The organism is Limnohabitans sp. 63ED37-2 (assembly GCF_001412535.1).
Classification (GTDB): domain Bacteria; phylum Pseudomonadota; class Gammaproteobacteria; order Burkholderiales; family Burkholderiaceae_C; genus Limnohabitans_A.
Genome location: NZ_CP011774.1, coordinates 1,760,628 through 1,787,337 on the forward strand (window position 1 = coordinate 1,760,628; position 26,710 = coordinate 1,787,337).

Here is a 26,710-nt window from a genome sequence, read left to right on the forward strand (position 1 = left end):
CGAGAAACTCATGAAATCCATCACCCGACAAGAGTGGTACGGCGCTTTTGTAGCGGTCCTGGTGCTGGGCGTTGTGCTCAGCCTGGCCTCACCCTACTTTCTGACGACCGGCAACCTGTCCAACATCCTGGTGCAGGCCTCGGTCATCGCCTTGCTCGCGGGTGGTCAAACCTTTGTCATCTTGACGGGCGGTGTGGACCTGGCGGTCGGTGCGCTCACGGCACTGGCCGGCGCCGTGGCCGGTTACATGATGGTCAAACTCGGCGTCAACCCCTACCTGGCCATGGCCGTGGCGCTGGCCATTGGCGCTGCGGTGGGCGTGTTCAACGGTTACCTGGTCGCGTTTGTGGGCATCCCCGCCTTCATCGTCACGCTGGGTGGCCTGACCTTGTGGCGCGGCCTGGCGTTTGACTTGACCGGCGGTTTTGACAATGCGGGTCTGCCTGCCCCCTTCCCCTTTATTGGATACGGCGATGTGCTGGGCATCCCCATGCCCACACTGATCACGGGCGTGTTTTTTGTGGTCATGGCCTTTGTCTTGTCCAGCACCAAGATCGGCCGCTATGTGTACGCCATGGGCTCCAACGAGATGGGGGCCCGCCAGGTGGGCATCAACATCCGCTGGTACAAGCTGGGTGTGTATGTCATCTCGGGCCTGGCCTGCGCCATGGCGGCCATTGTGCTCATGGCCCGCATGGATTCGTCCAGCGGCAAGATGGCCCAAATGTTCGAGCTCGACGCCATTGCCGCCGTCATTTTGGGGGGCACCTCGCTGTTTGGCGGGCGCGGCAGCATCTGGGGCAGTTTGTTGGGCGCGGTGCTGATCACCATGATCCGCAACGGCATGAACCTGATGGAAGTGTCTCAGTTCAAACAAATGATGGCCATCGGCGCGGTGGTGATCGTCGCGGTGTGGATCGACGTGGTTCGGCGCAAGCACCTGCTGAAAAAATAAACCCATGGCCCTGCAACCCATGACCACCCCCAGTACCCCTGTTTTTGTCCTGGGCGAAGCCCTGATGGACTGCATCGCCCAGCCCGACGGACGGCTCTTGCCCCTCATGGGCGGCAGCCCTTTCAACTTGGCCCGTGCCGCCGCGCTGCGTGGCGCCTCGGTGGCTTACCTCAACCCCTTGTCGCGCGACTTGTTTGGCCAAGGCATGGCCCAGCAGTTGCAGCGTGATGGCGTGACCCTGCCCGGTGGCACCAGCGCCAAACCGACGGCCTTGGCGGTGGTGCAGATCGATCAAGGGCAACCGAGTTACGGCTTTTACCGCGAAGGCATTGCCGACCGCGACTACACCGTGGACGGCATCCTGGCCTTGCTGCGCGAGAGTCCGAAGCCAGGGATTTTTCACACCGGCTCCTTGCTGCTGATCCCTCCGGAACACCACAAAGTGCTGGCCATCTTGCAGGCTGCTCGCGCCATGGGCTGGACCATCAGCGTGGACATCAACTTGCGCCCCCAGGTGGCGGGCGAATTGGGCCCTTATGTGGCCGCCTTGAAAGAGGTGATCGCCCTGACCGACTGGCTCAAAGCCAGCGATGAGGACCTGCAGACGATGGGGTTCGCCGATGTGCGCCCGGCCGAATCTGCACGCTTGGTCCAAGCGCTGCGAGCGGGCGTGTCCCAGTCCGCACTCAACCGCGTGGCCCTGACCTTTGGTGGTGAGGGTGCGCACCTGGACATCGCAGGCCAAGGCCACAGCCTGCCCGTGCCGCCCACCCAGGTGGTCGACACCGTGGGTGCGGGCGACACTTTCTGGGGCAACACCCTGGCCGACTGGGCCCTGCAGCCCGAGGGTGCGGCCGATCGCGTGGCCACCACCTTGGCCCAGGCCATGAAAGCCGCGGCTTTGAACTGTGCCCGCCAAGGCTGCCAGCCGCCGCGCTGGGCCGAAGTGCAAGCGGCTTGAACCCTGAAGGTCTACGGGAAGCTGAAACGGCTTTGGCCTTCAGCAGTGGCACCAAGGCGCCTTCAAACCGCTGCCGATGGGTTTTGGCGCAACCAGGTCTGGAGCCGCTCCACGCCTTGCGCCAGCCGCGCCAGATCTTTGGAGGCAAAACACCAACGCAGCCAGCCCGCCGCTTCAGGGGCAAAGGCCTCGCCAGGGGCCAGGCCCAGACCTGCTTCGGCCACCAAACGTTTGGCCGTCTGCACCGCATCCGGGTGCCCGTCGAGTTTGAAAAACGCGTACATGCCACCCCGAGCCGGAGCCAGTTGCACCCCCGGTACAGCCTGCAACAGCGGCACCAAGGTGTCGCGGCAGGCTTTGAGGTGCGCGACCACACGGGGTGTGATGTCGGCGGTATTTTGCAAGGCCACCACGCCCGCCTTTTGGGTGAAGACCGAAGCGCACGAGGTGTTGAACTCGATCAGTTTGCCCATGTGCGGTGTCATGGCGGCGGGCATGACCAACCAGCCCAGTCGCCAGCCGGTCATCAAAAAGCTCTTGGAAAAGCTGTGCACCACGACCAGGCGGTCGTCGAGCTCGGCCACATCCAAAAAAGACGGGGCGCAGCCATTGGCCGTGTCGGTTTCGTAATAGAGGCGCTCGTACACCTCGTCGGCCAACACCCAGGTGCCGGTGCTGCGGCAATGCGCCAAGATCTCGGCCTGCTCGGCGCGGCTGAGCGTCCAGCCAGTCGGGTTGTTGGGTGAGTTGACGATCAGCATGCGCGTGGTCGGCGTGATGGCGGCTTTGAGCGCCGCCATGTCGAGCTGCCACTGGCCACCCACCGGGCGCAGCGACACACATCTCAAATTCGCGCCCATCACCAAAGCCTGCGCCGTGAGGTTGGGCCACACGGGCGTGACGGCAACCACTTCGTCGCCCGCGTCGATCAGGGCTTGCGCCGCCAGCATGAGCGCATTCACGCCGCCCGAGGTGATGGCCAGGCGGTCCATACCAATGGGTCCGTGCAAGGCCGACATGTAGTCGGACACGGCTTGGCGCAATTCAGGCAGGCCCAAGTTGTGCGAATAAAAGGTCTCGCCTTTTTGCATCGAATCGATGGCCGCCTGGCGCACGATGTCGGGCGTGACCTCGTCGGATTCACCAAACCAAAAGGCCAGCACATCGGGGCGGCCCATGCCTGCGTTGGCGACTTCGCGGATACGGGACTCTTCCAGGTCCATGACGGCCTGACGCATGAAAGGAGCGGTGTTTTTGTTCATGCACCCATCGTAACGGCTGGTCAGCCCTGCTGGTGTCACCCTTTGCACAAGCGCTGCACTTGCCTATGATGAACGGCACAACAACTGACAGGGAGACCGCCATGAACACACGGCATTGGATATCCGCGCTCGCCAGCGTGGGCTTGGGGCTTTGCTGGCTGACCATGCCAGCCGCCAGCCAAGCCGCAGACAACTTCACCGCCGTCACGGCCGCTGACAAACCGGCCAAGGCCCAAAAACCCAAGCAAGCCAAAGCGCCCAAAGCGCCCGGCAACACGGGTTCGGGCGAGAGCAAAGCCGAGCGCGACAAGCGCCTCTTGCGCGAATGCCGCGGCAAAGCCAATGCAGGCGCGTGTGAGGGCTATGCCAGTTGATGCCCCACCCAGGCCATTCATGATGCGTCGGCACATTCGCGAGCGGCGGCTGCTGCCTCTCAGTCGCTTGACCCGTCCTGTGACCAGCCCTGCGCCAAGCCACTGGCCCGCACGCTGGGACGGGCCATCGCCGCTTCGAGCAAACCCGCCTCGGCTTCCAACAAGGTGAATTGCTCACGAGCTCGGGTGATGCCGGTGTATGCCAGCTCGCGGGACAACACTTCGGCACCACCCGGCGGCAGCACCAGCGCGGTGTGCTCGAACTCTGAGCCTTGGCTCTTGTGCACCGTCATAACAAAGGCGGTTTCGACCTGCGCCAGACGCATCACACTCACCGAGCGCAGCGCCTCGCCGTCGAGGAACCAGACCTTGAGCTTGCCCTCGTGGTTGGGCAAGACCACACCCACGTCGCCATTGAACACGCCCAGCTGCGCATCGTTGCGCGTGACCATGACGGGCCGGCCGGCAAACCATTCGCCTGTGACTTTGAGCAAGTCGGCATCGGTCAAGGCTTTTTGCACGGCGGCATTGAGCCCTTGGGTGCCCCAATCGCCCTGATGCACCGCGCACAAAATCCGAAAGCGCTCGAACGCTTGGAGCACGCTGCGCACCCAGGCGGTGTGCTTGTCGGTGCCCTGCCCTTCTGGCTGCCGTTGCATGAGGCGCAGGTAGTCGGCGTAAGACGGCTGGCCATGTGCGCCCAAGGCCAAATCGCAGACCGCTTGGGGGGAAGTGGGTTGCAGGGCCAGCAGCGCCGAAACGGACCCAGGCGTTGGCACTGCGCTCACAGCAGGATCGAATGCGGCGCGGGCGGCAGCGGCATCGCCCCGGTTCACCGCCAGGGCCAATTGGCCGATGGCGCCTTTGAAGCGGCGACTGTGGCGCAGCATCACCGTCTGTTGCGAAAGCACGGGCGTAGCGCCCGCTGACCGGTACTCGGCAGGCAAGGTCTGCCCAGCTACGGCCTGCACAAACTGCGCAGTGCCCGCGCTGTAGCGGCCTTCGGCGGCGTTACGGCACAGGTCGCCCAGCACCGCGCCCGCTTCCACCGAGGCCAGCTGGTCCTTGTCGCCCAGCAGCACAAGGCGCGATGTGGACGGCAAAGCTTGCAAGAGCGCGTCCATCATTTCCAAGTGCACCATCGAGGCTTCGTCCACGATCAGCACATCGACATCGAGCGGGTTGGCCGCGTGGTGCCTGAACTGGCGTGTGTCGGGCCGCGCACCCAGCAACGAATGCAAGGTGCGGGCCGGGCCCATGCGGGCGATCAGCGTGTTCAAGTCGAGGCCGCTGCCCTCTGGCACTTGATCTTGCAAACTGGTCAGTGCGTTATCGATGGATTGCTTCAGGCGCGCCGCCGCCTTGCCCGTGGGCGCGGCCAGCGCCACACGCAGCGGGCTGTCGCCCTCGTGCAGCGCCAGCAGCAAAGCCAACAGGCGGGCCGCCGTGTAGGTCTTGCCCGTACCTGGCCCGCCCGTGATGACCGACAAACGCGCACGCAGCGCTACGGCGCAGGCCACCTTTTGCCAATCGGTGTCGGTAGGTGCTTCGGTACTGGGCACAAAGAAACGGTCCAGCCATTGGCGGGCTGCCGAATCGGGCACGGCCAAGGGCTCGCGGGCCCGTTGCAACAGACCCTGGCCCACGCGCTGCTCGTAGCCTGCATAACGGCGCAGGTACAAGAGCGGTGCGGGGGCCGTGCCGCCCAGCACCAGCGGCTGGCCTTGGTCGGGTGCATCGCTCAGTCGCGAACAGGCTCGGGATGTGTTGCTTTGCAAAGCGGTTTGCCAGTCGGCCAGCGTGGCGGGCAGGTGCGCCCAAAGCGCACGCAAGCCTTGCGGCCCGTCCACCGCCACAGCGGACCAGCCCAACATCGCCACAGGCGGTGCACACAGGTCGGCCAAGGGCAGACAGGTGTAGCCACGCCCTTCCATTTGCGCGAGCAAGGCCGCCGCCACCAGCAGCCCTGGGCTGGCTTGGCCGTTGAGCCGCAGCAGTTGCGCTGCAAGGGCACTGTCGATGTGGCGCAGCAGACCTTGCTCGGTCCACAACTGCAACCATTGCAGCGTTTGCGCGGCACTCAGGCCTTCGGCGGGCAAGTCGTTCAACCAATCCATTTGTGTGGTGGGAACAGACATCGTGCGCGAGGGCTTTTTGAAACTCATGCTTTCACCTCGGCATGGAGCATGGCGTCCAAGCCATCGAGCAATTCGATCGGCGCTGGCAAGGTGCAGCAGCCGCCCACTGGCCCGTCGATGCCACGCAAGAACAGGTACACCGCGCCGCCCAGTTGCTGCGCCGGGTTGTAGGCCCCGCCCAGGCGGGCACGCAGCAAGCGGTGCAGCGCCAACATGTAGAGCACGGCCTGCACCTCGTAGCGGTGGTGGGCCATGGCGGCATCGAGCGCCTGCGCGGTGTAGGCCGCGTCATCGGCACCCAGGTGGTTGGATTTGTAGTCGAGCACCCAGTAACGCCCTTCGTGCTCAAACACCAAGTCCGCAAAGCCCATCAGCATGCCGTGCAGCTGTGCGTCGGGCAGTTGCGGGCGGCTCACACCGGGCAACAGGTGCTGCTGGCACAGCGCGTCCACCTCGCGGGCGTGCAGACGCTCGGCAGGCAGCCAGAACTCCATCTCGGGCAGCAAGGTGCCCAGCGCGTTCAGCGGGCGACCTGGCCCACTCAGGGGTTGCGCCACCACACGGGTGAGCCACTGCACCACATCGTTGGCTTGGGCTAAGTAGCCTGCGTTTTCGCAGCGCTTTTTCAGGCGCTCGGCCTTGGGGGAGTCGAGCACAAAGCCATCGGCCGCCAACCACTCGAGCTGGTCGTGCAAGAAGTTGCCTGCAGTTGGGCCTTTGGCAAAGCCGTGCCACGGGGCCAAAGAACCCACAGGGGTTGCAGGGGTGGGCAGGACCTGTGCGTCTTCGGGCGGTTCGTCATCGGCTGGGCGCGGCGTGGTCATGTGCAGGCTCATTTGCGCCAAAGGCTGCGAAGACAGGTCTCGCGTCAGGCGCGAGAAGCTCGCAATGGTCCACGACTTGTCGATGCGGGCGGTGCAGCTCAGCGCGTCGCGCAGTTCGGTGGTGTGGGCAGGCCGCTCCCAGAGGGTGAGGGGCACCTTGGCGCTCGCGCTCACCAGTTGCACCGACAAGCGCTGCTCATCTGCATCTTTTTCCAGCGCTTGCAGCTTGGGCAACCAGCCAGCTTCATCGATGGCGTCACCGCCGCCCAGCAAATGGCCTGCGGCGCTGTTGTGGTTGACGCAGCTTTTGCCCGAACCCCGTGTGACCGGGCTCCAGCCCACCCACAGTGCGTGCCGCGCACGCGTGAGCGCCACATACCAAAGGCGCAGGTCTTCGCGCAGGCGGTCGTGATCGGCCAGCTTCGTGTCGTCCTTGTCAAAGTCCAAAGTCCAATGCCGCTCGCCCTGGCCGTCATCGCGCTGCAACACCGGGGTTTTGTGGGCTTCCATCATGCGGTGGCTGTGCGCAAAGGGCAGGCACACCACCGGGTACTCCAGGCCTTTGCTGGCGTGGATGGTGATGACCTTCACCAGGTCTTCGTCGCTCTCCAGCCGCACGGTCTGCTCTTCGCTGTCGCCTGCACCCCCCGCCTTGACCTCCTCGATCTGCTGGGCCAGCCAGCGGATCAGGGCCTGCTCGCCGTCCAGCTGGCTGCTGGCGGTTTGCAGCAGTTCGGCCAGGTGCAGCACATTGGTCAGGCGGCGCTCACCGTCACTCTGGTCACGCCAGCGCCCGGCCAGTTGGAAGACATGCAGCGACTGGCGCAGCATGGCCAACACGCCCTGCCCTTGCCAAACCCCGCGCAGGTCGCGCATCTGCTCGGCACGCTGGTCCAGCAACTCATCTTGTGTGGCCAGCTCGTACAACTCGGCCAGCGACAAGCCCACCGTGCGCGTGCCCAAAGCAGATCGCACGCGGCGCATGTCTTGCGGCTCGGCCACGCCGCGCAGCCACAGGCACAGGTCCTGTGCTTCGTCGCTGGCAAACACCGAGTCGCGGTCCGACAGGTAGACCGAAGCAACGCCCCGCACACGCAAGGCGTCGCGCACGGCAGCGGCCTCTTTGCCTGTACGCACCAGCACGGCGACGTCTTTGGGTTGCAGCGGCTGATCACCCTTGTTCGGGTCCACAAAGCGGGCCTGCGGGTCACTGAGCCAAGCCACGATCTGCTCGGCGCACAAGGCCGACAAGTGCGTTTGCGCATCGCGCTGGCTGCGCAGTGTGGCGTCGTGCACCAAGGTCATGGCTTTCACGCCACCGTCGCGGGTCGTGAACACTTCGCTGCGGCCCTTGGCTTCAACAGCCTGGAAAGGCAGCGGATCTTCATCGCCGCGTTGGTAACCAAAGGCGTCTTTCGGAATTTCAAACCAGCGGTTCACCACATCCACCACCGCTTGGGTGGATCGGTAATTGGTGCCCAGCACATGGTGGCGGCCTTCGGTGGCGCGGCGTGCGGCCAAGTAGCCGTGGATGTCGGCACCACGAAAGCCGTAGATCGATTGCTTGGGGTCCCCGATCAGCAGCAGCGCAGCGTCTTGCCGGTTCTCGGCAGTGCGGTAAATGCGGTCAAAAATGCGGAACTGCAGCGGCGAGGTGTCCTGGAACTCGTCGATCATCGCCACCGGAAACTGCTCGCGCAGGCGCTGCGCCAGACGCTCGCCCGACTCGGGGTCGGCCAGCGCCACATCGAGGCGCTGCAGCATGTCGGCAAAACCGAACAGGCCGCTGCGCCGCTTCAGCTCGGCCATGCGCTGCAATACATGGGTGCGGGCGTGCAGGCGGGCGGCCTGCGCGGGGTCGGGCAAGGCCAATAAAGCGGCTTGCAGATCAGCGAAGGCCTGAGACTCGGGCGGCATCTCAACGACATCGCCTTCTTTGCGACACTCCAGCAGGCCATTGGGTGTCAGACGATCCCAGCCTGTACCCATTGCATCTTTCAATGCCTTCGCATCCCCACTGCTTTGCGACCAGCCTTTGAGTGCATCCATCCACTTTTTGGAGCGCCCCACCTGCAGAATTGAACCATTCCATCCATGCTTCTTGACGACCAGCTGCCCCTCAATCCAGCCCAGCAAGTTGTCGGCCTTTTCCACCCAGCCCTGCTTGAGCGCCGCCAGTTGCGCATCGCGCTCGGTCAGCACCGCGCCGAAGACCTCCGCCAGCGTGCCAGGCGCGGCTTCGGCCAAAGGCACCGCCATCAGGGCACGCATGTCCTGGTCGAGCGCAGGTACGTCGCGCCAGACGCGCTGAACCTGCGCCACCAGCGGTGTGGCCATGGGGTAGAGCTGCTGACGCCAGTAGTCCTGCACGGCTTCGAGGCGCAGCGCGGCTTCGTCGCCGACCAGGTTTTCTTCAAACAGGCTGCCGCTTTCAAAAGCGTGCTCGCGCAGCATGCGCTGGCACCAGGCGTCGATGGTGTAGACGGCCGCGTCGTCCATGGCCTGTGCGGCCAGCGCGAGCCGATAAGCCGCTTGTTCGCGGGGCTCACCTTCGGGGTATTCGCTTTGGAGTTGATTCAGGAAGGCGTCGTCCGTTGGGGCGATGCCCCGGAACACCTGCGCCGCCTCGGTCAGGCGGGCGCGGATACGGTCTGACAGCTCACGCGTGGCGGCGCGGGTGAAGGTCATCACCAACACGTCTTGCGGCAGCATGGGGCGCACGGGTGCGGTGCACGCATCGCCATGGCCCAACACCAAGCGAACATACAGCGCGGCAATCGTCCAGGTCTTGCCCGTGCCTGCGCTCGCCTCGATCAGGTGGCTGCCGCGCAGCGGAAAGCTGTGGGCGTTGAGGGCGTGTGCGGTGCTCATGCCTTTTCTCCCTCATCGTCTGCAGGCGCACCGGGCAAGGCCTCGACTTCGGCCTCTGCCGCCCAAGCTTTGAGCGGCGCATACACCGCCTGCGCCAGCCGATCCAGTGCGCCCGTGGCCAGCAAATCCTGCACCGTGGGGTAGGTTCGGGCCAGCGCCGGGTCTTTGTCTTTTTCTGCGCTCTTGAAGTCGCTGCCTTCGTAGGCATCGGCCAGCGCGTTGGTGTTTTCTTTGTCCTTGAGCCACTGCAAGGCCACGCCGGGCGGCAGGGGCAGTGGCCAGCGCATGCCTTCGGCCCAGATGGCCAGCAAGGTCTGCAACTGGGTGCGGGCGGCTTCAGGGTCTTGCGGTTCTGCACGCACCACGGCGTTGCGGCCCACCACCACACAGCGCACTGAATGCCCCACGGCGGCAGCGGCCAGCGACTGCAGCCAAATGTCGATGAGTTTTTCAGGTCTGGCCAAAGGTGTTTTGGGTTTGAGGTCCGCCACGTCGTTGGCACGCAAACTCAAGAGCATTTGCCCACCCTCACCCGCCAGCACGCCGCCCAAAGCGTCTTGCAAACTCACTTGCGGGTGTGTCTGGTCGACCAGCACACGCTCGGCAGCTTCGGGGTAGGCCCCGCACTCGCGCAGCGCAGCGGCCAGTTGGGTTTGCAGGATGTGGGTGAGCTTTTGGGCTTCGAGCGTGCCCACCCCCGCCAGCGGCAAGGCCCCGGCCTCACGCAATTGCTGCACCACACGCGCTGCATGGCTGGGCAGTTCGTCTGCGATCAAATCCGCAGGCACGTGCTGCAGTTCGTGGTCGAGCAACTGGTACAAGTCCAGCCCGCCCAGACCAAACAGTTCTTCGTCGTGCAGCTCGCTGCGCTCGTCTTCCAAATGCACCTGCAGCCGCTCACGAAAAAACGCACCCACAGGTTTGCGCAGGAAGCGCGCCAGTTGAGCGATCGAGATGATCGGGGCCTGCTCGTTGGCGGCCATGAGTGGCGACAACAGCGCAAGAGCCGACGATGGCGTGCCCGTCTCGCTTGCCCCATCACCACGCTGGACATCTTGCGCCGCCCGCCACTCTTTGGCATAGGTCAACAAACCACTGCCCGCCTCAAAGTAAGCGCGGCTGAAGGGTTGCAGCGGGTGCACGGTGGTCAGGCCTTTGGCCGTGTCTTTGCCCCAGAGCAGATCGATCTCGTCGCGCAGTTGAGACACCAGCACCGAAGGCGGTTGTTCGCTGTTGTCGCGCACGCTGCGGCCACTCCAGCTCACGTACAGCACCTGCCGCGCTGACAAGAGCGCTTCGAGCATGAGCTGCCGGTCGTCGTCACGGCGCGAGCGGTCGCCGGGGCGCGTCATGCCGGGCAGTCCCATCAGGTCAAAGTCGGCACGCGGGCTGCGGCGCGGGTAGTCGCCATCGTTCATGCCCAGCAGGCACACCGCCTTGAACGGGATCGCCCGCATCGGCATGAGCGTACAAAACGTCACGCCGCCAGCGCGAAAGCGCTGCTCCAGCCGGGGGGCCTTCAAAGCTTCAAGCCAAGCCGATCGGGTCACGGCCAGCGGCACAGCCTCTTCAAAACCCGCTTCGCCGCAAGCACGCACCCAGTCGTTCAGCGCTTGGTCGAGCGCTGCCAGGGCATTGCGGTCGTTATCGTCACGCGGCTTGAACAGCGCCGCGAGCATGGCGCGGCAATGCTCGGCCCACTGTGCGGGCGTGGCGCTTTGCGTGCAGATTTGCCACCAGTCGATCAGGGCCTGCAACAGGTGCGCCAGCGACCCGGCCAGTTCGGCGTCCAGCCCGCCCACCTCAAAGTAAGGCGACACGCCCAATGAAACGCCATCGTCCACCGGGTCGGCACCGCAGGCATAACCCATGAGCATGCGCTGCACGCCAAACAGCGCCGAGTTGTCGTCGCCGCACACGCCCAGCCCCAAGCCAGCGCGGTGCTCGGCAGACAGGCCCCAACGGATGCCCGAGCCCGCCATCCAGCGCGTGAGCGTGGGCAGGTGTTCGTCCTTCAAGCCAAAGCGGGCAGCGAGCGCGGGCACTTCGAGCAGCTCCACCAGCTCGCTCATGCGGCTGCGCTGCTGCGGCAGGGCCAGCAACCATTCGACCGCATGGATCAGCGGGCTGATGGCCTGTGCACCCAGGTCGGCAATGTCATACGGGATGAACCGCGCATCGCTGCGCTTGTATTGACCAAACACCGCGCGGATCGCCGGGGCCATGACTTCGATGTCGGGCACCATGACCACCACATCGCGTGGGGACAAAGGCTCGGGCGAGGTGTGGAACCACTGCAGCAACTGGTCGTGCAGCACTTCGAGTTCGCGCACCGGGCTGTGCGCCACGCTGAAGGTGACTGAAGCGTCGTCCTTGCGCAAAGGCTGGGCTGGAGTGCCGCCGCTCGACGGCTCCAGGTCGCGGATGCGGCGCTGCAACTGCGCGAGCAAACGCGTGGCGTCTTCACCGGGCACATCGTCAAAAAAGTCCAGGCGCGGCCACTGCGTGACTTGCTGGGCCGCCTGCAGGTCGTCAAAAGCGTCGAGCTGGCGGATGAAGTCGCGCCCCTGCCGCCCCCAAGCGGCCAAGAGCGTGGGCGCGTGCAAATGCATCTGCGCCAGTGGCAAACCCGCCAACGCCTCGCCCCGGTAGGCGTGACGTCGCCGCTCGGCCTGCAGCCATTCGCGCCCGTCGATGATGTCACCCCAGTGGTACTGACACGGATTGGGTACGGCCAACAGCACCTGGCTGTGCGCGGCCAGCGCCGCCAGCATCTCCAGCAGCTGCCCGGGCATGTGGCTCATGCCAAACACCGACACGCGCCGCGCCACGGGGCTGGCCAGCGGCTGGCCCGACTGCAGGTGCGCCAGCGCCCGCGCATGCAGCGCCGGGCGGGTAGCCTGGCGCTGGCTGTCATCCAAAGTGTCGAGCACGCGCCGCCAGAGTTCCGCCTGCCAAAGCTGGTCTTCGCCCAGCTCATCATGCCCAGCGGCCTTGCGCAGCAAGTTGCGCCCGGCGGCCCAGTCTTGCAGCCAGTCGGGGCGGTAGATTTGGTACTGGTCAAACAGGTCGGCCAATCGGCTGGCCAGTTGCAGCAGGCGGTCCGGCTCGTCGCCGCGCAAAAAGCCCGCCACGGGCTGGAACACCGGGTCTTGCAGACAGCTGGGCAACAAGGCCATCAGCCGCCAGGTCATGGGCAGTTTGTCGAGCGGTGAGTCGGGTGGCACATTGGCCGCGCCCAGCACCTGCCGGTAAGTGCGCCACAAAAAGCGCGAAGGCAGCTCCACCCGCGTGGCGGCGCACACGCCACCTTGGCGGGCCAACTCGATCTTGATCCACTCGGCCATGCCGTTGCTTTGCACCAGCACCACTTCGCTCTCGAGCGGCAGCAAAGGGTGTGTGCGCAACCAGCCCGTCAGGGTGTCGGCCAGCACCTCAGAGCGGTGGCTGTGCAGGGCAATGAAGCCGGGCGAAATGGAGGATGCAGGCATGCAGTGAGGGACGCGCAGGCGCAAAAAAAGAACGAAGACAAGCGAGAAGAATAGCCGCAATCATGCCCTTCGCCAGGCTCAAGGCAAGAGCCCGGCACTGCCTTATTTTTAAGCACACGCCGCGACACCTGACAGGATGCGGCTTGGCGCACTTGTTCAAGGACTTATCCACACCTTTGGGCACGGGGTTTGGGGGTAAATCACGGCGGGGTGAAGACCGCCCTGATGCCCTAAGTACTCGTGGCTTAAGGGAATACGCTGAAGAGAAAAATCGGCATCCCGAACATACTTTGGTGATCGATCAAAAAGGAATCCCCATGACCGTCTCTTGGATCAAACGCACGGCGTGCCTCACGGGCGCACTCTTGGCTGTCGGCCTGCCCATGGGCACTTGGGCGCAAGCCTGGCCCACCAAACAACCCATCAAATTGGTGGCCGTGTTTCCGCCCGGCGGATCGGTGGACCAAGTGGCCCGCATTTTGTCGGGCCCACTGTCTCAGCAGCTCGGCCAAAGCGTGGTGGTTGAAAACAAAGGCGGTGCCTCCGGTGTGATTGGTACGGCCAGCGTGCTCAGCGCCCCTGCCGACGGTTACACCTTTGCGGTGGTGTTTGACACCCATGGCGTCAACCAAAGCCTGATGCCCAACATGCCCTACGACAGCAAAAAGGACCTGACCCCTCTGGTGCTGGTGGGCACCTCGGCCATGATGCTGACCACACACGTCAACACCGAGTACAAAACTTTCGGCGATGTGGTGGCCGCCGCCAAGGCCAAGAAGAACGTCGCCTACGGCTCCATCGGCAATGGCAGCCTGGCGCATTTGGCCATGTCTTTGTTGGGCAAAAGTGGTGGCATGGAATTCAACCATGTCCCATTCAAAGGGGGTGGCCCTTTGATGAACGACGCCATTGCGGGGCACATTCCTCTGTCCATGGCCACCGTCTTTTTGAACAAACCGCACATCGACAGCAAGCGCTTGAGGCCCCTGGCCGTCACATCGGCCAAACGTGTGGCCGAGTTTCCGGACGTGCCAACCATTGCCGAAGCGGGCTTTGCGGGATTCGAAGCACCCGCTTGGTGGGCGCTTTTGGCTTCATCCAAAACACCCCCCGACATCATCCGCCGCATGAACGAAGAGCTGAACAAAGCACTGGCCAACCCGGATGTCTCCAAACGCCTGGTGGCTCAGGGCATTGAAATCTCAGGGGGCAGTGTTGAGAAGGCCAAAACCTTCATCGATGGCCAGATCGACACTTGGGCCAAAGTGGTGCGCGAAAACGGCATCAAACCCGACTGACTTCAAGCCGCCGCATCCGGTAGCGGCGCATCGACCACCAAATCTGCGTTCAGTGCGCGGACCCGGTGGTCAACGTAGTAGCCCCCAAACTCGGTGTATCTGAGCAGCACGCGCTCGCAGCGGCTGCAAGAAAAAACATCGCAGCGGTTGTAAGGGAAAAATTGCGGCGCAATGGGCGCCAGTGGACTCTCGTAACGCGTGCCCTGCGGATGGAACTCTTCAAACGTAGGCTCACCGCCCTGATCAGGTTCACCCTCGGCGGTCAATGCACGAAGACTGCCCACGACCGTCAAGTTGGGTGCCGGCCAGCGGTCTTCCGTCACACTCTCCCAGCCAGTACAGGCGCCCAATGGACATTGGCATGACTTCGGGGATGCCGCTTGCGCCACATCTTTCAAGGCCTGGGCATCGAGGCGCAGGGGAGGGTTCAAGGCCATGGGACTCCAAGGGTTATCGGCACAGAGTTCACTCGGTGTCGCACAGGGGAAGTTAAAAATAGTCAGTCTCGTTAGAATTTTAGCGATGCACTTCTACGAACCCCACCTGGGCCACGGCCTCAAACACGATCCGTTCAACGCCATCGTGGGCCCGCGCCCCATTGGCTGGGTGTCGAGCCGCAGCAACAGCGGCGTGCTCAATTTGGCCCCTTATAGTTTTTTCAATGCCTTCAACTACGTGCCCCCGCTGATTGGGTTTTCCAGCATCGGGCGCAAGGACTCGCTGAACAACATCGAGGCCAACGGCGAGTTTGTTTGGAACCTGGTCACACGCCCTTTGGCCGAAGCCATGAACCAGACCTGCGAGGGTGTGCCCCCCGAAGTGGACGAATTTGCCCTGGCTGGACTGACCCCTACCCCCTCGCGGCTGGTGAGTGTGCCCCGGGTGTTGGAAAGCCCCGTCAGCTTCGAATGCCGCTGCACCCAGATTTTGCAAATGCAAAACCTGCAGGGTAACAAGGTCGACACCTGGATGGTCTTTGGCCAGGTGGTGGGCGTGCACATCGATGAGCGCTTGATTCCCAACGGGGTGTACGACACAGCCAACGCGGGGCACATCTTGCGCGGCGGTGGCCCAGCCGATTACTTCACCATCGGGCCTGAGCAACTGTTCAAGATGTACCGCCCGGCCAGCGGCGCACGCGATTTGCCCAAGTGAATCGGCCCCTTTGAGTTGACACAAGCGACACGGGCCTTGGGTTTTCCCTAGCCCGATGTGGGGGTAGTGGGCCGCATGATTTGGGCAGATTGTTCTTTCCCTCCAAGCCATGACCACAGACGCTCGCGCCACCACGACACAGCCGCCCATCTGCAGCACCATGATGCAGATGCCTTTGTCGCTGAACCACTTGCTCGAACGCGCGGGCACTTTGTTTGCCAACAACGAGATCGTTTCGCGCTTGCCCGACAAGTCGCTGCGCAGGCACAGCTATGGCGCGTTTTACCAACGCACCCGCCAGCTGGCGCAAGCCCTGCAAAACCTGGGGCTGCAAAAAGGCGAGCGCGTGGCCACGCTGTGCTGGAACCACCATGCGCACTTGGAGTGCTATTTCGGCATTCCGGCCTCAGGCGGCGTGATGCACACGCTCAACCTGCGTTTGTCACCCGAAGAGATCGCCTGGATCGCCAACGACGCGCAAGACAAGGTGCTGATCATCGACGACGTCTTGCTGCCGCTGTACCAGCAGTTTGCGCACCTGTACCGCTTTGAGCGCGTGATCGTATTCCCGTTTTCCGGAGCCGCAGTGCCGGCGCCCTTCACCGACTACGAGCAGCTGCTGGCCAGCACCGACACACAGGGTTTTCAATACGCCCCGCACGCCGAAGACGACGCCGTGTCCATGTGCTACACCTCGGGCACCACGGGCCGGCCCAAGGGCGTGGTGTACTCGCACCGCTCCACCATCTTGCACACCCTGGTGGGTTGCCTAGGCGACTTCTGGGGCCTCAAGGGCAGTGATGTGATCTTGCCCGTCACCCCCATGTTCCACGCCAACAGTTGGGGCATTCCTTATGGCGCGGTGATGATGGGCGTCAAGCTCGTGTTTCCAGGCCCGCACCTGCACCCAGAAGACCTGCTGGACCTGATGACGGCCGAGCCCCCCACCCTGTCGCTGGGCGTGCCCACCATCTGGATGGGCTTGATCCAAGCATATGAAGCCGCACAAACCACCCAGCCCGGTCGCTGGAAGTTGCCCAAGGGCATGCGTTCGCTGGTGGGCGGTGCGGCCGTGCCCGAGGCGCTGATTCGCGCCTTTGACCAACACGGCATCTGGATCTTGCAAGGCTGGGGCATGACCGAGACCTCGCCCTTGTGCACCGTGTCTTACCCCAAGTCGGAGCTGAAAGACGCGCCCATGGACGAGCGTTACAGACGCGCGGCCATGGCGGGCGTGCCGGTGCCCTTGACCGAGCTGCGCATTCGGGGGGAAGACGGGCAAGACGCCCCTTGGGACGGCCAGCATGTGGGCGAAATCCAGGTGCGCGGGCCTTTCATCACCGGCAGTTACCACCAGGTGCCGGTGAGCGACGACAAATTCAGCGCCGACGGCTGGCTGCGCACGGGCGATGTGGCCAGCGTGGACACCTTGGGTTTTGTACGCATCACTGACCGCACCAAAGACCTGATCAAGTCGGGCGGCGAGTGGATCAGCTCGGTCGATCTGGAAAACGCCCTCATGGCCCACCCCGACGTGGCCGAAGCGGCGGTGATCGCCATCCCCGACCCCAAGTGGAGCGAGCGGCCCCTGGCCTGCATCGTGCTCAAACCCGGCAGAGTACCGCAGCCCGAAGCCTTTGCCGCGCATTTGCTGCAGCACGGCTTTGCCAAGTGGCAGGTGCCCGACCGTTACGAGTTCATCGACGCTGTGCCCCGCACCTCGACGGGCAAGTTCTACAAACTCAAACTGCGTGAACGCTTCCCCGCCTGAGGCCGCTGCAAGCCACTGGCTCAGTAGGCTCTGCGGGCACAGGGTTAAGAGGCCGCGCCCACAATGGGGCGGGTGCTGCTGGAGCGCCATTTTTTCTGAGGGGATGACCATGCGCCACCCGTTTGTCATGGCTTTGTGTGCCAGCCTGTTGTCTTGCAGCCTGGCCTGGGCGCAAGCGACCGGGCAGCCCGCCAACCCTGCGCAAGACCCTCCCCAAGCCGCCCCCAAAGCCCTGCCGCCCGAGCCGCTGCAGCGGGTGCTGCAATCGGTGGTCACGGTGCAAAGCCGCAGCGACGCACAGGCCAACACCAGCCGCACCTTGGGCCAGCGCCGAGAAGGCTCGGGCGTGGTGATCGGCCCCGACCTGGTGTTGACGATTGGCTACTTGCTGCTCGAAGCCGAAACCGTGGACCTGATCGACCACCGGGGCCGCCGCATTCCGGGCCAAGTGCGGGCTGTGGACAACCTCAGTGGCCTGGGCCTGATCCGCGCCCTGGTGCCGCTGCGCCTGCAAGCTGTTCCGCTGGGCGACTCTGACACCCTGCCAACTCCTGGCCAACTCTGGACCCTGGGACAAAACGAAACGGCCCCCACCGCGCTGGAGCTGGTCTCCAGAAAAGTGTTTGCGGGCAGTTGGGAATACCTGCTGGACGCACCTTTGATGACGCTGCCTGCCGTGAACAACTGGAGCGGCTCGGGGCTGTTTGACGCGCAAGGCCAACTGGTGGGCATTGGTTCCTTGCTGGTGCAAGATGTGTTTGGCGACCAAGTGCCGCTGCCTGGCAATTTGTTTGTGCCCGTGAATCTGCTGAAAGACCCCCTGCCCGACTTGCTGCGCAGCGGCAAACGCACCGGGCCAGCCACCCCCTGGCTGGGCATCAGCAGCCAGCGCCTGCCCAGCGGCGGCTTGGGTGTGCTGCGCGTCTCGCCCGACAGTCCGGCAGCGCTGGCAGGCATCAAGGTGGCCGACACGTTGCTGGCCCTGCAAGGCCAAACGCTGCAAGACCTGCCCGACTTTTACCGACGCCTGCGGGCCCTGGGGCCTGCTGGCACCCGCTTGAGCCTGACCGTGCGCAGCGAAGGCCAAATCCGCGAGGTCGAGCTGCTCAGCACCGACCGCGCAGCCGCTCTGAAACGACCCAGCGGGATTTGATATGCGCTCACAAAATCGTCTTTTGACGGCCCTGCTGGGCACTGCCCTGCTATGTTTAAGTCTGGTGGCCACCGCCCAGAAAACCATCGACCTGCAAGGCCACCGGGGTGCACGCGGCCTGCTGGCCGAAAACACCCTGCCCTCATTTGCCCTGGCGCTGCAAATGGGTGTGACCACCCTCGAGCTGGACGTGGTGGTCACCCAGGACGATGTGCTGGTCATCAGCCACGACCCTACCTTGAACCCCGACATCACGCGCGACGCCCAAGGCCGCTTTCTGAGCAACAAAGGCCCCGACATTCGGCAACTGACTTTTGAACAACTGCAAAGCTACGATGTTGGGCGCATCAACCCCGCATCGCGTTACGCACAGACTTTTTCTGCGCAAAAGGGCCAGGACGGCGTGCGCATTCCCCGCCTCAAAGACCTCTTCGAGCTGGTCAAAGCCCAGGGCCACTCGCAGGTCAAATTCGCCATCGAAACCAAAATCACCCCGCAGCGACCTGACCAAACGCCCGACCCTGAGCGCTTTGTGCAACTGCTGCTGCAGGAGATCAGGGAACACGGGATGAGCGAGCGGGTGCAGATTTTGTCCTTCGACTGGCGCACCCTGCAAGTGGTCCAGAAACTCGCCCCCGGCATTCCCACCGTTTACGTCACCGCTCAACTGCCCGCATTGGACAACCTGGGCATCAAGTCAGGCCAACCCTCGGCCTGGACTGCGGGGTTTCAGCACGCGCAACACGGCTCTGTGCCGCACATGATCAAAGCCGCTGGCGGCTCGCACTGGTCATCGTTCTGGCGCGAGCTAGATGCCCAGAAAGTGCGCGAAGCCCAGAGCCTGGGCATCAAAGTGCTGGCCTGGACCGTGAACGACCGCCAAAGCATGGGCCAGATGCTGGACCTGGGTGTAGACGGCCTGGTGACCGACCGCCCGGACATCGCGGCGGACCTGCTCAAGGAGCGCGGCATCCGCCACTGAGTGGCATCCCAATGTGAACCGCGCCCCTGGTTTTATTTCTCTTCGCTGGCGATCAGACGGTAAGCGCCAGCGCCCAGCACGGCACCCAAGATCGGGGCTAACCAAAACAGCCACAACTGCGCCACCGCCCAGTCACCCACAAACAGCGCCACACCGGTGCTGCGGGCAGGGTTGACCGAGGTATTCGTCACCGGGATGCTGATCAGGTGGATCAGCGTCAAGGCCAAGCCGATGGCAATGGGTGCCAAGCCAGCAGGCGCACGTGGGTCGGTGGCCCCCATGATGATGATCAGGAAGAACATGGTCATCACCACTTCGGTCAGCAAAGCCGCCACCATGGAATAACCGCCTGGCGAATGCGCACCGTAGCCATTGGATGCAAAGCCCTGGCTCACATCAAAACCAGCGGCGCCGCTGGCGATCAGGTACAAAACACCACCGGCCACAATGGCGCCCAGAACCTGCGCCACGATGTAAGGCAAGAGCTGATGGGCCGGGAATCGGCCACCCGCCCACAAACCAATAGAGACAGCCGGGTTCAGGTGACAACCCGAGATGTGGCCAATGGCAAAGGCCATGGTCAACACCGTCAGGCCAAAGGCCAAAGACACACCGTGCAGACCAATGCCCACCTGCGGAAATGCAGCGGCCAAAACAGCGCTGCCGCAACCGCCCAGCACCAGCCAGAAAGTGCCCAAAAATTCTGCACCATAGCGTTTCATGTTCTTGTCCCTTGTGTTGTTGAATGAGAAAACCACCCCAGAGAGGCACGAGGCAGTTTACTGAGGCCAATCCTTTTATTAGTTAAAAAGTGAGATTAATTTTTATCATATTGAAAATTAAAAATTAAAAAATTCAAACACCCAACGCTTGATGCCCCCCATCCCGGGCTTGCAGGACTCGCATGGCGCCTCCAGCAGCTGCCTACGGGTGATAACCCCTATGCACTCACCCCCCAGAAGCCTTGCGATGAATCGTTGAAAGCGTTAAGGTCAAAAGAATCTTTTGGACTTCTTGATGTACCTCAATTTACCGGGCCTGCACTTCAATCCTTTGAAGGCATTTGCACACGCATCGCTCACACTCATGTCCTCCATAGGTCAAGGTGTGCGCGGCTTGGCGTCCAAGTCCAACACGGTCGACAACTACAACGGCCAAGACGAGTGCAAGAAGTCCCTCACCGAGGTCATTGAGACCCAAATCATCCCGCGCCTGGTGCAGGCGCACCGGGTGTCGCAGGCCGAGCTGGACCCCAGCACACAGGGCCCTGGCATCTCGCCCAAACAACTGGCAACGTTTGTGGCCCTGAGCAAATCCAGTCAAGCCATTGAGACCACTCAATTCATCGACGAGTTGCTGCACCAAGGCATCACCACCGAACGGATTTTTCTAGAGCTGATCGCGCCCGCCGCGCGGCAGCTGGGCCAGATGTGGGAGCAAGACCTGTGTGACTTCACCGAAGTCACTTGTGGACTGGTGCGCATGCACGAGATCACGCACCGCTTGGGCTTCGAATACCAAAACGGCCCCCAACTGGGCGGTGATGTGCAGCGCATCATGCTCGCCTCGGCCCCCGGCTCGCAGCATTTTTTGGGCATGACCATCGTGTCCGACTTTTTCCGCAAAGCCGGTTGGGACGTGGTCATCGAAATCTCTCTGTCAGAAAAAGAGCTGGTGCACGCGGTCAGCAATGAATGGTTTGACGTGATCGGCATCTCGTGTGCCACCGAAGCCCAACTCAAGACCTTGCCGGGCCTGATCCGTGCTCTCAAGGCCGCATCGGGCAACCCCGAGCCCGGCGTGCTACTGGGCGGCCCCATCTTCACCGTGCAAAACCACGACGCCCGCAGCCTGGGCGCCGATGGCATTTGTTTGGATGTGAAAGAAGCAGTGGCCTTGGCGGCCTCCTTTCGCCCAGGCAACAGCCCCGTCGCGCGGGACTGAGGCCAACCTTCAAGCCCTGCGGCGCGACCCCGACACCGAGCTTTGGTGCGCCGCAGGCGCTTGCGCCCCTTGGTGAATTTCGGCGGCGTGGGCTGTCAGTGCTTCGCTCGGCTCCGATGCACCGCTGCCCGACTGCTCAAAACCCGAAGCCTGCGGCAGCATGGCCTGCAGCACCGACTGCACCTGAAGCAAACGCGGGTCCTCGGCGTGTGCGTCGTCGGTGGTGTCGTTGATGCAAAAAAAGTCGAGCGACCCGAACTCGGCCAACAAGCACTGCAGTTGTGCCTGCTGATCGGCGTCCCCCGTGGACACATGGCGGTGCCGATAGGTCCGCATCTGCGCCAAGCCATGCGCCAGAGCCCAGCGCAGCACAAAGTCCGACACGATGGTCGGCTTGTCCCAGCTGCGGAACACGGTCGAGCGCACCCCCTCAAACAACTCGGGCGCCGTCAGCTCCAGCTCCCGCATCAGCGAACGCCGCATGGGACGGGGCGAATGGGCAAAGGTGCGAAAGGTACTTTGGTACAGCGGGTCTTGCTGGCGGCTGGGCGGCAAGGCTTGGCCTGCCAGCGCGGCGCTCGCTTGTGCACGCAACCACTCGATGGACAAGCGGCAAGCATTTTCCAGCGAAGTCGCATCCATGCGCATGGCCTCGTCGGTGACCAGTGGCTCGTCCGACCAAGTGAGGTAAAAACCCTCGGGCGTGAACCAGTCGGCCGGGTTCAAGGGTGCGCCCAAAAACACATCGTCGTTGAAGTAAAAGTAGCGCTCCGACAAACCCGGGATGTGGTGAATCCACGATTCGATGTGCCCTGAATCGAAGGTGGGCAAAGAGGACTCGGGCATCAGCTCGCGGTGGTCCACCAGCGTGAGCCGGTCCGAGGGGCGCAGCCAATCCGGGGCCTGCGCATCGGTGACGATGTACACATGGCCGTGCTCTGGGAAAAACTGCTCCAGCGCCCGCAGGCTGTAGCGCAACTCGTGGTTGTCCCGAAAGCGGCCCTCCACATTGCTGTACCGCGCCATGGCCGCACCCGTATCGCGGGGCAATTGCGCCAAAGCTGCCTCGCGCTTGGCCCGCCAGCGCGAATCATTGCCATCCACCCACAAATACACCACGTCAATCGGGTCGTCACACAGGTGCTGCGAGCTCGCGGGCGTGGGGTCTGCCAACACCTGAGGGGCGGTGCGGGCGCTAGAGGGGCTGGAATTTTTCAAGAGGCCAGTCTATCAGCGGCGCTTGGCCAGGTTTTCATTACCCACCCCGGTGCCTGGGACACTGCGCTGGGGGCCTTCAGCCCACGCCTCACCACACCCATCACACCGGGTGCAGCTGCAACAACCACAGCAAGCCACTGAGCGTGAAAAACGACATCACCGTGGTCACCAACAAGGCCGCAGCACTCACCGTGCCATGGCCGTGGCGCTGGTTCAAGATGGTGAAGATACCCAGCATCGGCATGGCCCCGGTCAGCAAAGCGGCGGCGCGCAAGGCCGGGTCTTCAATCGGAAACAAAAACACCAACACCGCCCACATGGCCAGCGGATGCAGCACCAGCTTGCCCAGCGCAATCGGCAGCACTGTGGCCTGCAGCCCCCGCGCCTGCAAGCCCACCAAGGAGCTGCCAATCACAAACAGCGCCAACACGGCACTGGACTGCGCAAACAAATGGATGGTGCGCCCCACAGGTGCGGGCATCTGCAGGCCCGACCAAGAAAACAGGAAGCCCAGCACCACACCCCAAATCATGGGGTTGCGCAGCACGTTTTTGCCGGTCTGCAGCAACACGCTTTTCCACTGCCCGGGGCGGCCCTGCGCATCGGCAATGGCCAAGAGCAAAGGCAACAACAAGAAGTTTTCGACCACCATGTTCAGCGCAAGCGCCACCCCAGCCACTGGACCAAAGGACAACAAAATGATCGGGTAACCCACAAACCCGCTGTTCGGGCAAGACATGCCCATGGCCATCATGCTGCTGTAACTCAGGCTTTGCCCCAGCACCCGCCTCGCCCACCACAGGCCCAGGCCCAACACCACCAAAGACCCCAAGGCATAGGCCAGCAAATAGTTCAAGTTCAGGATCTCCGCCACGCTGCGCTGCGACAGCGCGTTGAACAACAAGGCCGGCAAAGCCAACTGCAGCGTGAAACGGCCAAACACCTGCATCTCGGCCTTGGCAAACAGCCCCATGCGTGTGCACACATAGCCCAGGGCAATGGTCAGGTAAATGGGGACAGTGATGCCTAGAATCTCAAGCATGGTGTTCATAGGTCCATCATCCAAATTGATGCGCTCATCGCACTCACCGCTTGGCCATCCACAGCGTCAACCCCGCCAAGCTCAGCAGCATGTAGGCCGACAGCCAGGCCATGTGGGTGCTGGCACCCAAGGGGCTGGCCCAGGGCAGGAGCACACACAGGGCCATAAAGCCCAGGTTCATGCCCACACACAGCCACGCGTGTTGGATGGCCACACCTTTTTGAAAGGGCAAGTGCGCGTGTGCGGCCACAAAGCAGGCGGCCATTTGCCACAGCACCAGGGGCCACACATAAGCCGACAGGCCTTGCCAACGCGCATCGAGCCAGCCCCCTGTCAGCGCCAGCTGGGCCAAGGCCCCGACACCCAGCACCAACGCCGATGCGGCCCAGGCCACCTGCAGCGGCCGCAGCCGCACTGGGGTGTCGCTGCTGAGCACCACCTGCGCCCAGGCCGTGTGCACCAGCGCCGGAATGAAGCTCAAGACGCGCAGCAACGCGAGCAGCCAGCCCGCTTCTTGTGCACCGTAGTGCGCCGGCCAGCTCAGCGCCAGGGCCGTGGCGGCCAAGCCGTCGCTGAGGGTGTGCAGCATCTTGAGTTGGGCGCTGCGCGGGTCCGATGATTGTGGGGCTTCGTCCACGTCACGGGGTCTATCGCTGCCTGCTTGGGCGGCAGCCGCCGCGTCGGCATGCGTTGCGGGTTGAAAAGCCAGCCGCATCCACACGGCACCGGCCAGATAGCCGAGGCAGGCCGAGACCAAGAGCACGGGCAGCGCAAGGCCCTCGCCCCGCTCCGGAAAAAGTACGGCCCCCAGCACCGCCGCAGCGGCAGCCAACACGGGCGGCACCATGCGCACCAGGCCCATGGACCAACGGCTGCCCACCCGCAAAGTCAGGCTTTGCGCGAGCAGCCAGCTCAGCTGCGCAAGGCCCAAGGCCGCGGCCCAGGCCCACACCTGCGCCGCGTGCCCCAAGCCCGACCAGAGGGCACCCAGCGCCGCCAACGGCGCCAGCCACAGCAGGCGCCACGCGCTTTGCCGCCAAGCGCGGCGGGCGGCAGCGCGGGGCTCTTGGTGGCGCTCGGCCAGCAGGCTCAAGGGGCTTTGCGCCAGCGCCAGACTGGCCCAGAAAAAAGCCAGTTGGCTGGTGGCCGAAAACACCCCCACCTCTTCGGGGCTGAAGAGGCGAAACAGCACCAGCGCCAAAAAGCCCTGCGCCGCCAGCGAGACCAAGCTGCCCAGGGCGGCTGGCGCGGTGGCGCGGGGTAAGGCTTGCCAAAGTTGCCACACCCTCACAGGCCGTCCCCCAACAAAGCCGCCCAAACCGGCAAGGCTTGCAGCTGGTGTGACCAGCTCAAGGACACGAGGTGTTGGCGATCGGTCTGGCGCTGAGGCAGCGCCTGCATGGCCGCTTGCCATTGCGCGGCTGAAGCCTGCACCGCCAGCAATTGCACCCGCCCCGCATGGGCCCGCGCGGTGCGCTGTGCCCAGGCGTAGGGGTTGCTGAGCACCGGCAAGCCCAACGCCAAGTATTCCAGCATCTTGGTGGAGGTTTGCTCACTCAACGGCAACACATCGGGCATCAGGTTCAGGCCCGCGCGAGCCCGCAGCAATTGCGACGGCACCTGGTCTTGAGGCACACGTCCGGTGCTCTGAATGTGGCCCAGCGTGGCCAAGCGCTCTTGCAAAGCCGGGGGCACATCGCCCACCAGCAAGAGCTTCAGCCCCGCTTGCCCCAGGGTCTGCAACAAGGGCACAAAGTGCAGCAAGCGGCGCATCTCGCCCAAATAGACCAGGTCAAACTCGGGTGGCTGCAGCGCTTGCGCTGTCAAAAAAGAGGCCGGCACACCCATGTCGCGCAGGGCATACGGAACAGGTTCACGCACCGCATCGCCCCAACCCATGCGCTGACGCACCCACTCGCTTTGGAACACCCGAAAATCGGGCACCGGGTGCTGCCACTGCTTGATGCGGTCCTTGAGCCAGGCCAGTGGGGCCACGCTGGCCGAGGCGTATTCGTGCACCTGCACAGCCCCTTTGAAGCGCCGCGCTTGGTTTGCGGGCACACGGCCACAGATCCACCACACGGCCTGGGCGTCACCCGGCACGGTGTGGGCTTGGGTGTGCATCTGCACCGCATGGCCCAAACTTTGGATGTGCGCCTGGTAGGCAGCCAGCTCGGGCAAATAAGAACGTGCGCCATGCACAAAGTGGACGGTAATCACAGCCGCCCTCCTGCGAGCAATTGATCCCAGGCTTGAACAAAAGCCTCGAGTCGGTGCTGGTCCTGCAAGTGGTCGATGGCCGTTTGCCGATCTGGCGCCGGTTGTGCCAGGCAGCGCTGCACCGCTTGGGCCAAAGCGGCGGGGCTGTCATCGTGCGCCAGCCAGAGCGGCGCTTGCGTGCCCAGCATTTCCTGCATCGCGGGGATGGGCGTGCTCACGCAGGGCACGCCGCAAGCCAGCGACTCCAAAGCCGTCATGGGGTAGCCCTCGTAGCGCGAGCACAGCACCGTGGCCTGCCAGGCGCGGTAGGTCTGTGCGGTCACGGTTTGTTGGCCGTGCAGGTGCAAGCGGCCTTGGGCCAGCAGGTCTTGCCCGGCACTGCGCATCGCGCCCATCAACTCGCCATCGCCCACCACATGCAGTTGATAGGCGTCTGGTAACAGGCGCAGCATGGGCAGCAAATGCAGAGGTTGTTTTTCGGGGGACAGACGGCCCACAAATCCGAGCGACACCACCGCAGAAGCGAGCGAGGGCATGGGCTCATCCATCCGAGCCGCACCGGGCAGAACCGCCGGGTTGCGGATCACGCGCATGCGGGTCTCGACGGCACGCCCGGCTTTGGCCCCGGCATCGGTCATCACGCGCATCAGGCTGTCGCCAGAGGTCTGTGAAGCGCACACCAAATGGCTGGCCCTTTGATAAATCGCACGCAACCAAGCGGTTTTCAGACGCGAGGCCCCGGCCTGCTGCAGCACCTCGTGCAAAGGGCCGTGCACCCAGACCACGCTGGGCCTGCGGGCCAAGCCAGCCAGGGCCACCGCCACATAGGCCGGCCAGAAGTTGTTGGAAGCCACCAGCACCTGCGCCCGCCGCGCCGCCTGCCAGCAGGCCCACAGCGAGGGACGCCCGCGCCTCACCGACAGCCGCGTGACGTGCCAGCCGCGCTTGGCCAGGCCCGATTCGAGCCAATGCAGCGTGGTCTGCACACCGCCCACACCGGACTCTTCGGTCAACAACAAGATGTGGCGAGGGCTGTGCATGGACATCGGCA

The 26,710-nt window shown here is 63.7% G+C and carries 20 protein-coding genes; 9 read left to right on the plus strand and 11 right to left on the minus strand.

What is annotated here, in order from left to right:
* Positions 1-10 precede the first annotated feature (10 nt).
* Both L63ED372_RS08385 and L63ED372_RS08390 read left to right on the plus strand, forming a co-directional pair.
* A complete protein-coding gene (locus L63ED372_RS08385) occupies positions 11-955 on the plus strand; it encodes an ABC transporter permease (protein ID WP_062405249.1) in 945 nt (314 codons plus the stop codon).
* Positions 956-974: 19 nt separating this feature from the next.
* Positions 975-1,916, plus strand: coding sequence for a PfkB family carbohydrate kinase (locus L63ED372_RS08390; RefSeq protein WP_231624461.1), 942 nt, complete (start codon positions 975-977; stop codon positions 1,914-1,916).
* 62 nt (positions 1,917-1,978) lie between these two features.
* Here the strand turns inward: L63ED372_RS08390 and L63ED372_RS08395 are convergent, their stop codons facing one another.
* Positions 1,979-3,154, minus strand: a complete 1,176-nt coding sequence (locus L63ED372_RS08395; RefSeq protein WP_062407836.1) for a pyridoxal phosphate-dependent aminotransferase — start codon at positions 3,152-3,154, stop codon at positions 1,979-1,981.
* A gap of 125 nt (positions 3,155-3,279) precedes the next feature.
* On the opposite strand from L63ED372_RS08395, the gene L63ED372_RS08400 reads away from it, so the two are divergent.
* Entirely contained in the window at positions 3,280-3,552 is a 273-nt protein-coding gene (locus L63ED372_RS08400; protein ID WP_062405253.1) for a hypothetical protein, read from the plus strand.
* A 59-nt stretch (positions 3,553-3,611) separates the two neighbouring features.
* On the opposite strand, the gene recD is transcribed toward L63ED372_RS08400, so the two are convergent.
* Genes recD through recC form a run of 3 tightly spaced genes read right to left on the minus strand, consistent with a single transcriptional unit; the run spans position 3,612 to position 12,876 of the window.
* Positions 3,612-5,717, minus strand: coding sequence for an exodeoxyribonuclease V subunit alpha (gene recD / locus L63ED372_RS08405; RefSeq protein ID WP_062405255.1), 2,106 nt, complete (start codon positions 5,715-5,717; stop codon positions 3,612-3,614).
* Positions 5,714-9,385 (minus strand): exodeoxyribonuclease V subunit beta, encoded by a 3,672-nt coding sequence (recB, locus tag L63ED372_RS08410; RefSeq protein ID WP_062405257.1) that lies wholly within the window; start codon positions 9,383-9,385, stop codon positions 5,714-5,716. Before recB ends, recD begins: the two co-directional genes overlap by 4 nt.
* Positions 9,382-12,876 (minus strand): exodeoxyribonuclease V subunit gamma, encoded by a 3,495-nt coding sequence (recC, locus tag L63ED372_RS08415; RefSeq protein WP_062405259.1) that lies wholly within the window; start codon positions 12,874-12,876, stop codon positions 9,382-9,384. The genes recB and recC overlap by 4 nt, the downstream gene beginning before the upstream one ends.
* Positions 12,877-13,193: 317 nt before the next feature.
* Between recC and L63ED372_RS08420 the strand changes: the two genes are divergently transcribed.
* On the plus strand, positions 13,194-14,174 hold the full coding sequence (locus L63ED372_RS08420; protein WP_062405261.1) for a tripartite tricarboxylate transporter substrate binding protein: 981 nt from the start codon (positions 13,194-13,196) through the stop codon (positions 14,172-14,174).
* 2 nt (positions 14,175-14,176) lie between these two features.
* Here the strand turns inward: L63ED372_RS08420 and L63ED372_RS08425 are convergent, their stop codons facing one another.
* Positions 14,177-14,611 carry a hypothetical protein gene (locus L63ED372_RS08425; RefSeq protein WP_062405263.1) on the minus strand — a complete coding sequence of 145 codons (435 nt, stop codon included), beginning with the start codon at positions 14,609-14,611 and terminating at the stop codon, positions 14,177-14,179.
* Between the two features lie 85 nt (positions 14,612-14,696).
* On the opposite strand from L63ED372_RS08425, the gene L63ED372_RS08430 reads away from it, so the two are divergent.
* The 4 genes from L63ED372_RS08430 to L63ED372_RS08445 all read left to right on the plus strand — a co-directional run bounded on the left by L63ED372_RS08430 (position 14,697) and on the right by L63ED372_RS08445 (position 19,235).
* Positions 14,697-15,329, plus strand: a complete 633-nt coding sequence (locus L63ED372_RS08430) for a flavin reductase family protein (protein WP_062405265.1) — start codon at positions 14,697-14,699, stop codon at positions 15,327-15,329.
* Positions 15,330-15,438: 109 nt separating this feature from the next.
* Positions 15,439-17,100 (plus strand): long-chain fatty acid--CoA ligase, encoded by a 1,662-nt coding sequence (locus tag L63ED372_RS08435; protein WP_062405267.1) that lies wholly within the window; start codon positions 15,439-15,441, stop codon positions 17,098-17,100.
* Positions 17,101-17,209: 109 nt separating this feature from the next.
* Positions 17,210-18,253 carry a S1C family serine protease gene (locus L63ED372_RS08440; RefSeq protein ID WP_197275246.1) on the plus strand — a complete coding sequence of 348 codons (1,044 nt, stop codon included), beginning with the start codon at positions 17,210-17,212 and terminating at the stop codon, positions 18,251-18,253.
* Between the two features lie 64 nt (positions 18,254-18,317).
* Positions 18,318-19,235: a glycerophosphodiester phosphodiesterase gene (locus tag L63ED372_RS08445; RefSeq protein WP_231624462.1), complete on the plus strand. Its 918-nt coding sequence runs from the start codon at positions 18,318-18,320 to the stop codon at positions 19,233-19,235.
* A gap of 32 nt (positions 19,236-19,267) precedes the next feature.
* On the opposite strand, the gene aqpZ is transcribed toward L63ED372_RS08445, so the two are convergent.
* Positions 19,268-19,957, minus strand: coding sequence for an aquaporin Z (aqpZ, locus tag L63ED372_RS08450; protein WP_062405273.1), 690 nt, complete (start codon positions 19,955-19,957; stop codon positions 19,268-19,270).
* Between the two features lie 295 nt (positions 19,958-20,252).
* Between aqpZ and L63ED372_RS08455 the strand changes: the two genes are divergently transcribed.
* Entirely contained in the window at positions 20,253-21,179 is a 927-nt protein-coding gene (locus L63ED372_RS08455; protein WP_231624463.1) for a cobalamin B12-binding domain-containing protein, read from the plus strand.
* A 9-nt stretch (positions 21,180-21,188) separates the two neighbouring features.
* On the opposite strand, the gene L63ED372_RS08460 is transcribed toward L63ED372_RS08455, so the two are convergent.
* The 5 genes from L63ED372_RS08460 to L63ED372_RS08480 form a co-directional block, all read right to left on the minus strand.
* Positions 21,189-22,397 carry a Stealth CR1 domain-containing protein gene (locus tag L63ED372_RS08460; RefSeq protein ID WP_082431637.1) on the minus strand — a complete coding sequence of 403 codons (1,209 nt, stop codon included), beginning with the start codon at positions 22,395-22,397 and terminating at the stop codon, positions 21,189-21,191.
* A 100-nt stretch (positions 22,398-22,497) separates the two neighbouring features.
* Complete coding sequence (locus tag L63ED372_RS08465; protein WP_082431638.1) at positions 22,498-23,448, minus strand: AEC family transporter; 951 nt, start codon at positions 23,446-23,448, stop codon at positions 22,498-22,500.
* Positions 23,449-23,482: 34 nt separating this feature from the next.
* Positions 23,483-24,730, minus strand: coding sequence for a hypothetical protein (locus L63ED372_RS08470; protein ID WP_156343582.1), 1,248 nt, complete (start codon positions 24,728-24,730; stop codon positions 23,483-23,485).
* Positions 24,727-25,659 (minus strand): glycosyltransferase, encoded by a 933-nt coding sequence (locus L63ED372_RS08475; RefSeq protein WP_062405278.1) that lies wholly within the window; start codon positions 25,657-25,659, stop codon positions 24,727-24,729. Before L63ED372_RS08475 ends, L63ED372_RS08470 begins: the two co-directional genes overlap by 4 nt.
* Complete coding sequence (locus tag L63ED372_RS08480) at positions 25,656-26,705, minus strand: glycosyltransferase (RefSeq protein ID WP_062405279.1); 1,050 nt, start codon at positions 26,703-26,705, stop codon at positions 25,656-25,658. Before L63ED372_RS08480 ends, L63ED372_RS08475 begins: the two co-directional genes overlap by 4 nt.
* Positions 26,706-26,710: the final 5 nt, after the last annotated feature.

What these genes read in the sequence shown, in the direction of transcription:
- L63ED372_RS08385 (WP_062405249.1), top strand. Translation starts at nt 11, where the DNA reads ATGAAATCCATCACCCGACAAGAGTGGTACGGCGCTTTTGTAGCGGTC.
- L63ED372_RS08390 (WP_231624461.1), top strand. Translation starts at nt 975, where the DNA reads ATGACCACCCCCAGTACCCCTGTTTTTGTCCTGGGCGAAGCCCTGATG.
- L63ED372_RS08395 (WP_062407836.1), bottom strand. Translation starts at nt 3,154, where the DNA reads ATGCGTCAGGCCGTCATGGACCTGGAAGAGTCCCGTATCCGCGAAGTC.
- L63ED372_RS08400 (WP_062405253.1), top strand. Translation starts at nt 3,280, where the DNA reads ATGAACACACGGCATTGGATATCCGCGCTCGCCAGCGTGGGCTTGGGG.
- recD (WP_062405255.1), bottom strand. Translation starts at nt 5,717, where the DNA reads ATGAGTTTCAAAAAGCCCTCGCGCACGATGTCTGTTCCCACCACACAA.
- recB (WP_062405257.1), bottom strand. Translation starts at nt 9,385, where the DNA reads ATGAGCACCGCACACGCCCTCAACGCCCACAGCTTTCCGCTGCGCGGC.
- recC (WP_062405259.1), bottom strand. Translation starts at nt 12,876, where the DNA reads ATGCCTGCATCCTCCATTTCGCCCGGCTTCATTGCCCTGCACAGCCAC.
- L63ED372_RS08420 (WP_062405261.1), top strand. Translation starts at nt 13,194, where the DNA reads ATGACCGTCTCTTGGATCAAACGCACGGCGTGCCTCACGGGCGCACTC.
- L63ED372_RS08425 (WP_062405263.1), bottom strand. Translation starts at nt 14,611, where the DNA reads ATGGCCTTGAACCCTCCCCTGCGCCTCGATGCCCAGGCCTTGAAAGAT.
- L63ED372_RS08430 (WP_062405265.1), top strand. Translation starts at nt 14,697, where the DNA reads ATGCACTTCTACGAACCCCACCTGGGCCACGGCCTCAAACACGATCCG.
- L63ED372_RS08435 (WP_062405267.1), top strand. Translation starts at nt 15,439, where the DNA reads ATGACCACAGACGCTCGCGCCACCACGACACAGCCGCCCATCTGCAGC.
- L63ED372_RS08440 (WP_197275246.1), top strand. Translation starts at nt 17,210, where the DNA reads ATGCGCCACCCGTTTGTCATGGCTTTGTGTGCCAGCCTGTTGTCTTGC.
- aqpZ (WP_062405273.1), bottom strand. Translation starts at nt 19,957, where the DNA reads ATGAAACGCTATGGTGCAGAATTTTTGGGCACTTTCTGGCTGGTGCTG.
- L63ED372_RS08455 (WP_231624463.1), top strand. Translation starts at nt 20,253, where the DNA reads ATGTACCTCAATTTACCGGGCCTGCACTTCAATCCTTTGAAGGCATTT.
- L63ED372_RS08465 (WP_082431638.1), bottom strand. Translation starts at nt 23,448, where the DNA reads ATGAACACCATGCTTGAGATTCTAGGCATCACTGTCCCCATTTACCTG.
- L63ED372_RS08480 (WP_062405279.1), bottom strand. Translation starts at nt 26,705, where the DNA reads ATGTCCATGCACAGCCCTCGCCACATCTTGTTGTTGACCGAAGAGTCC.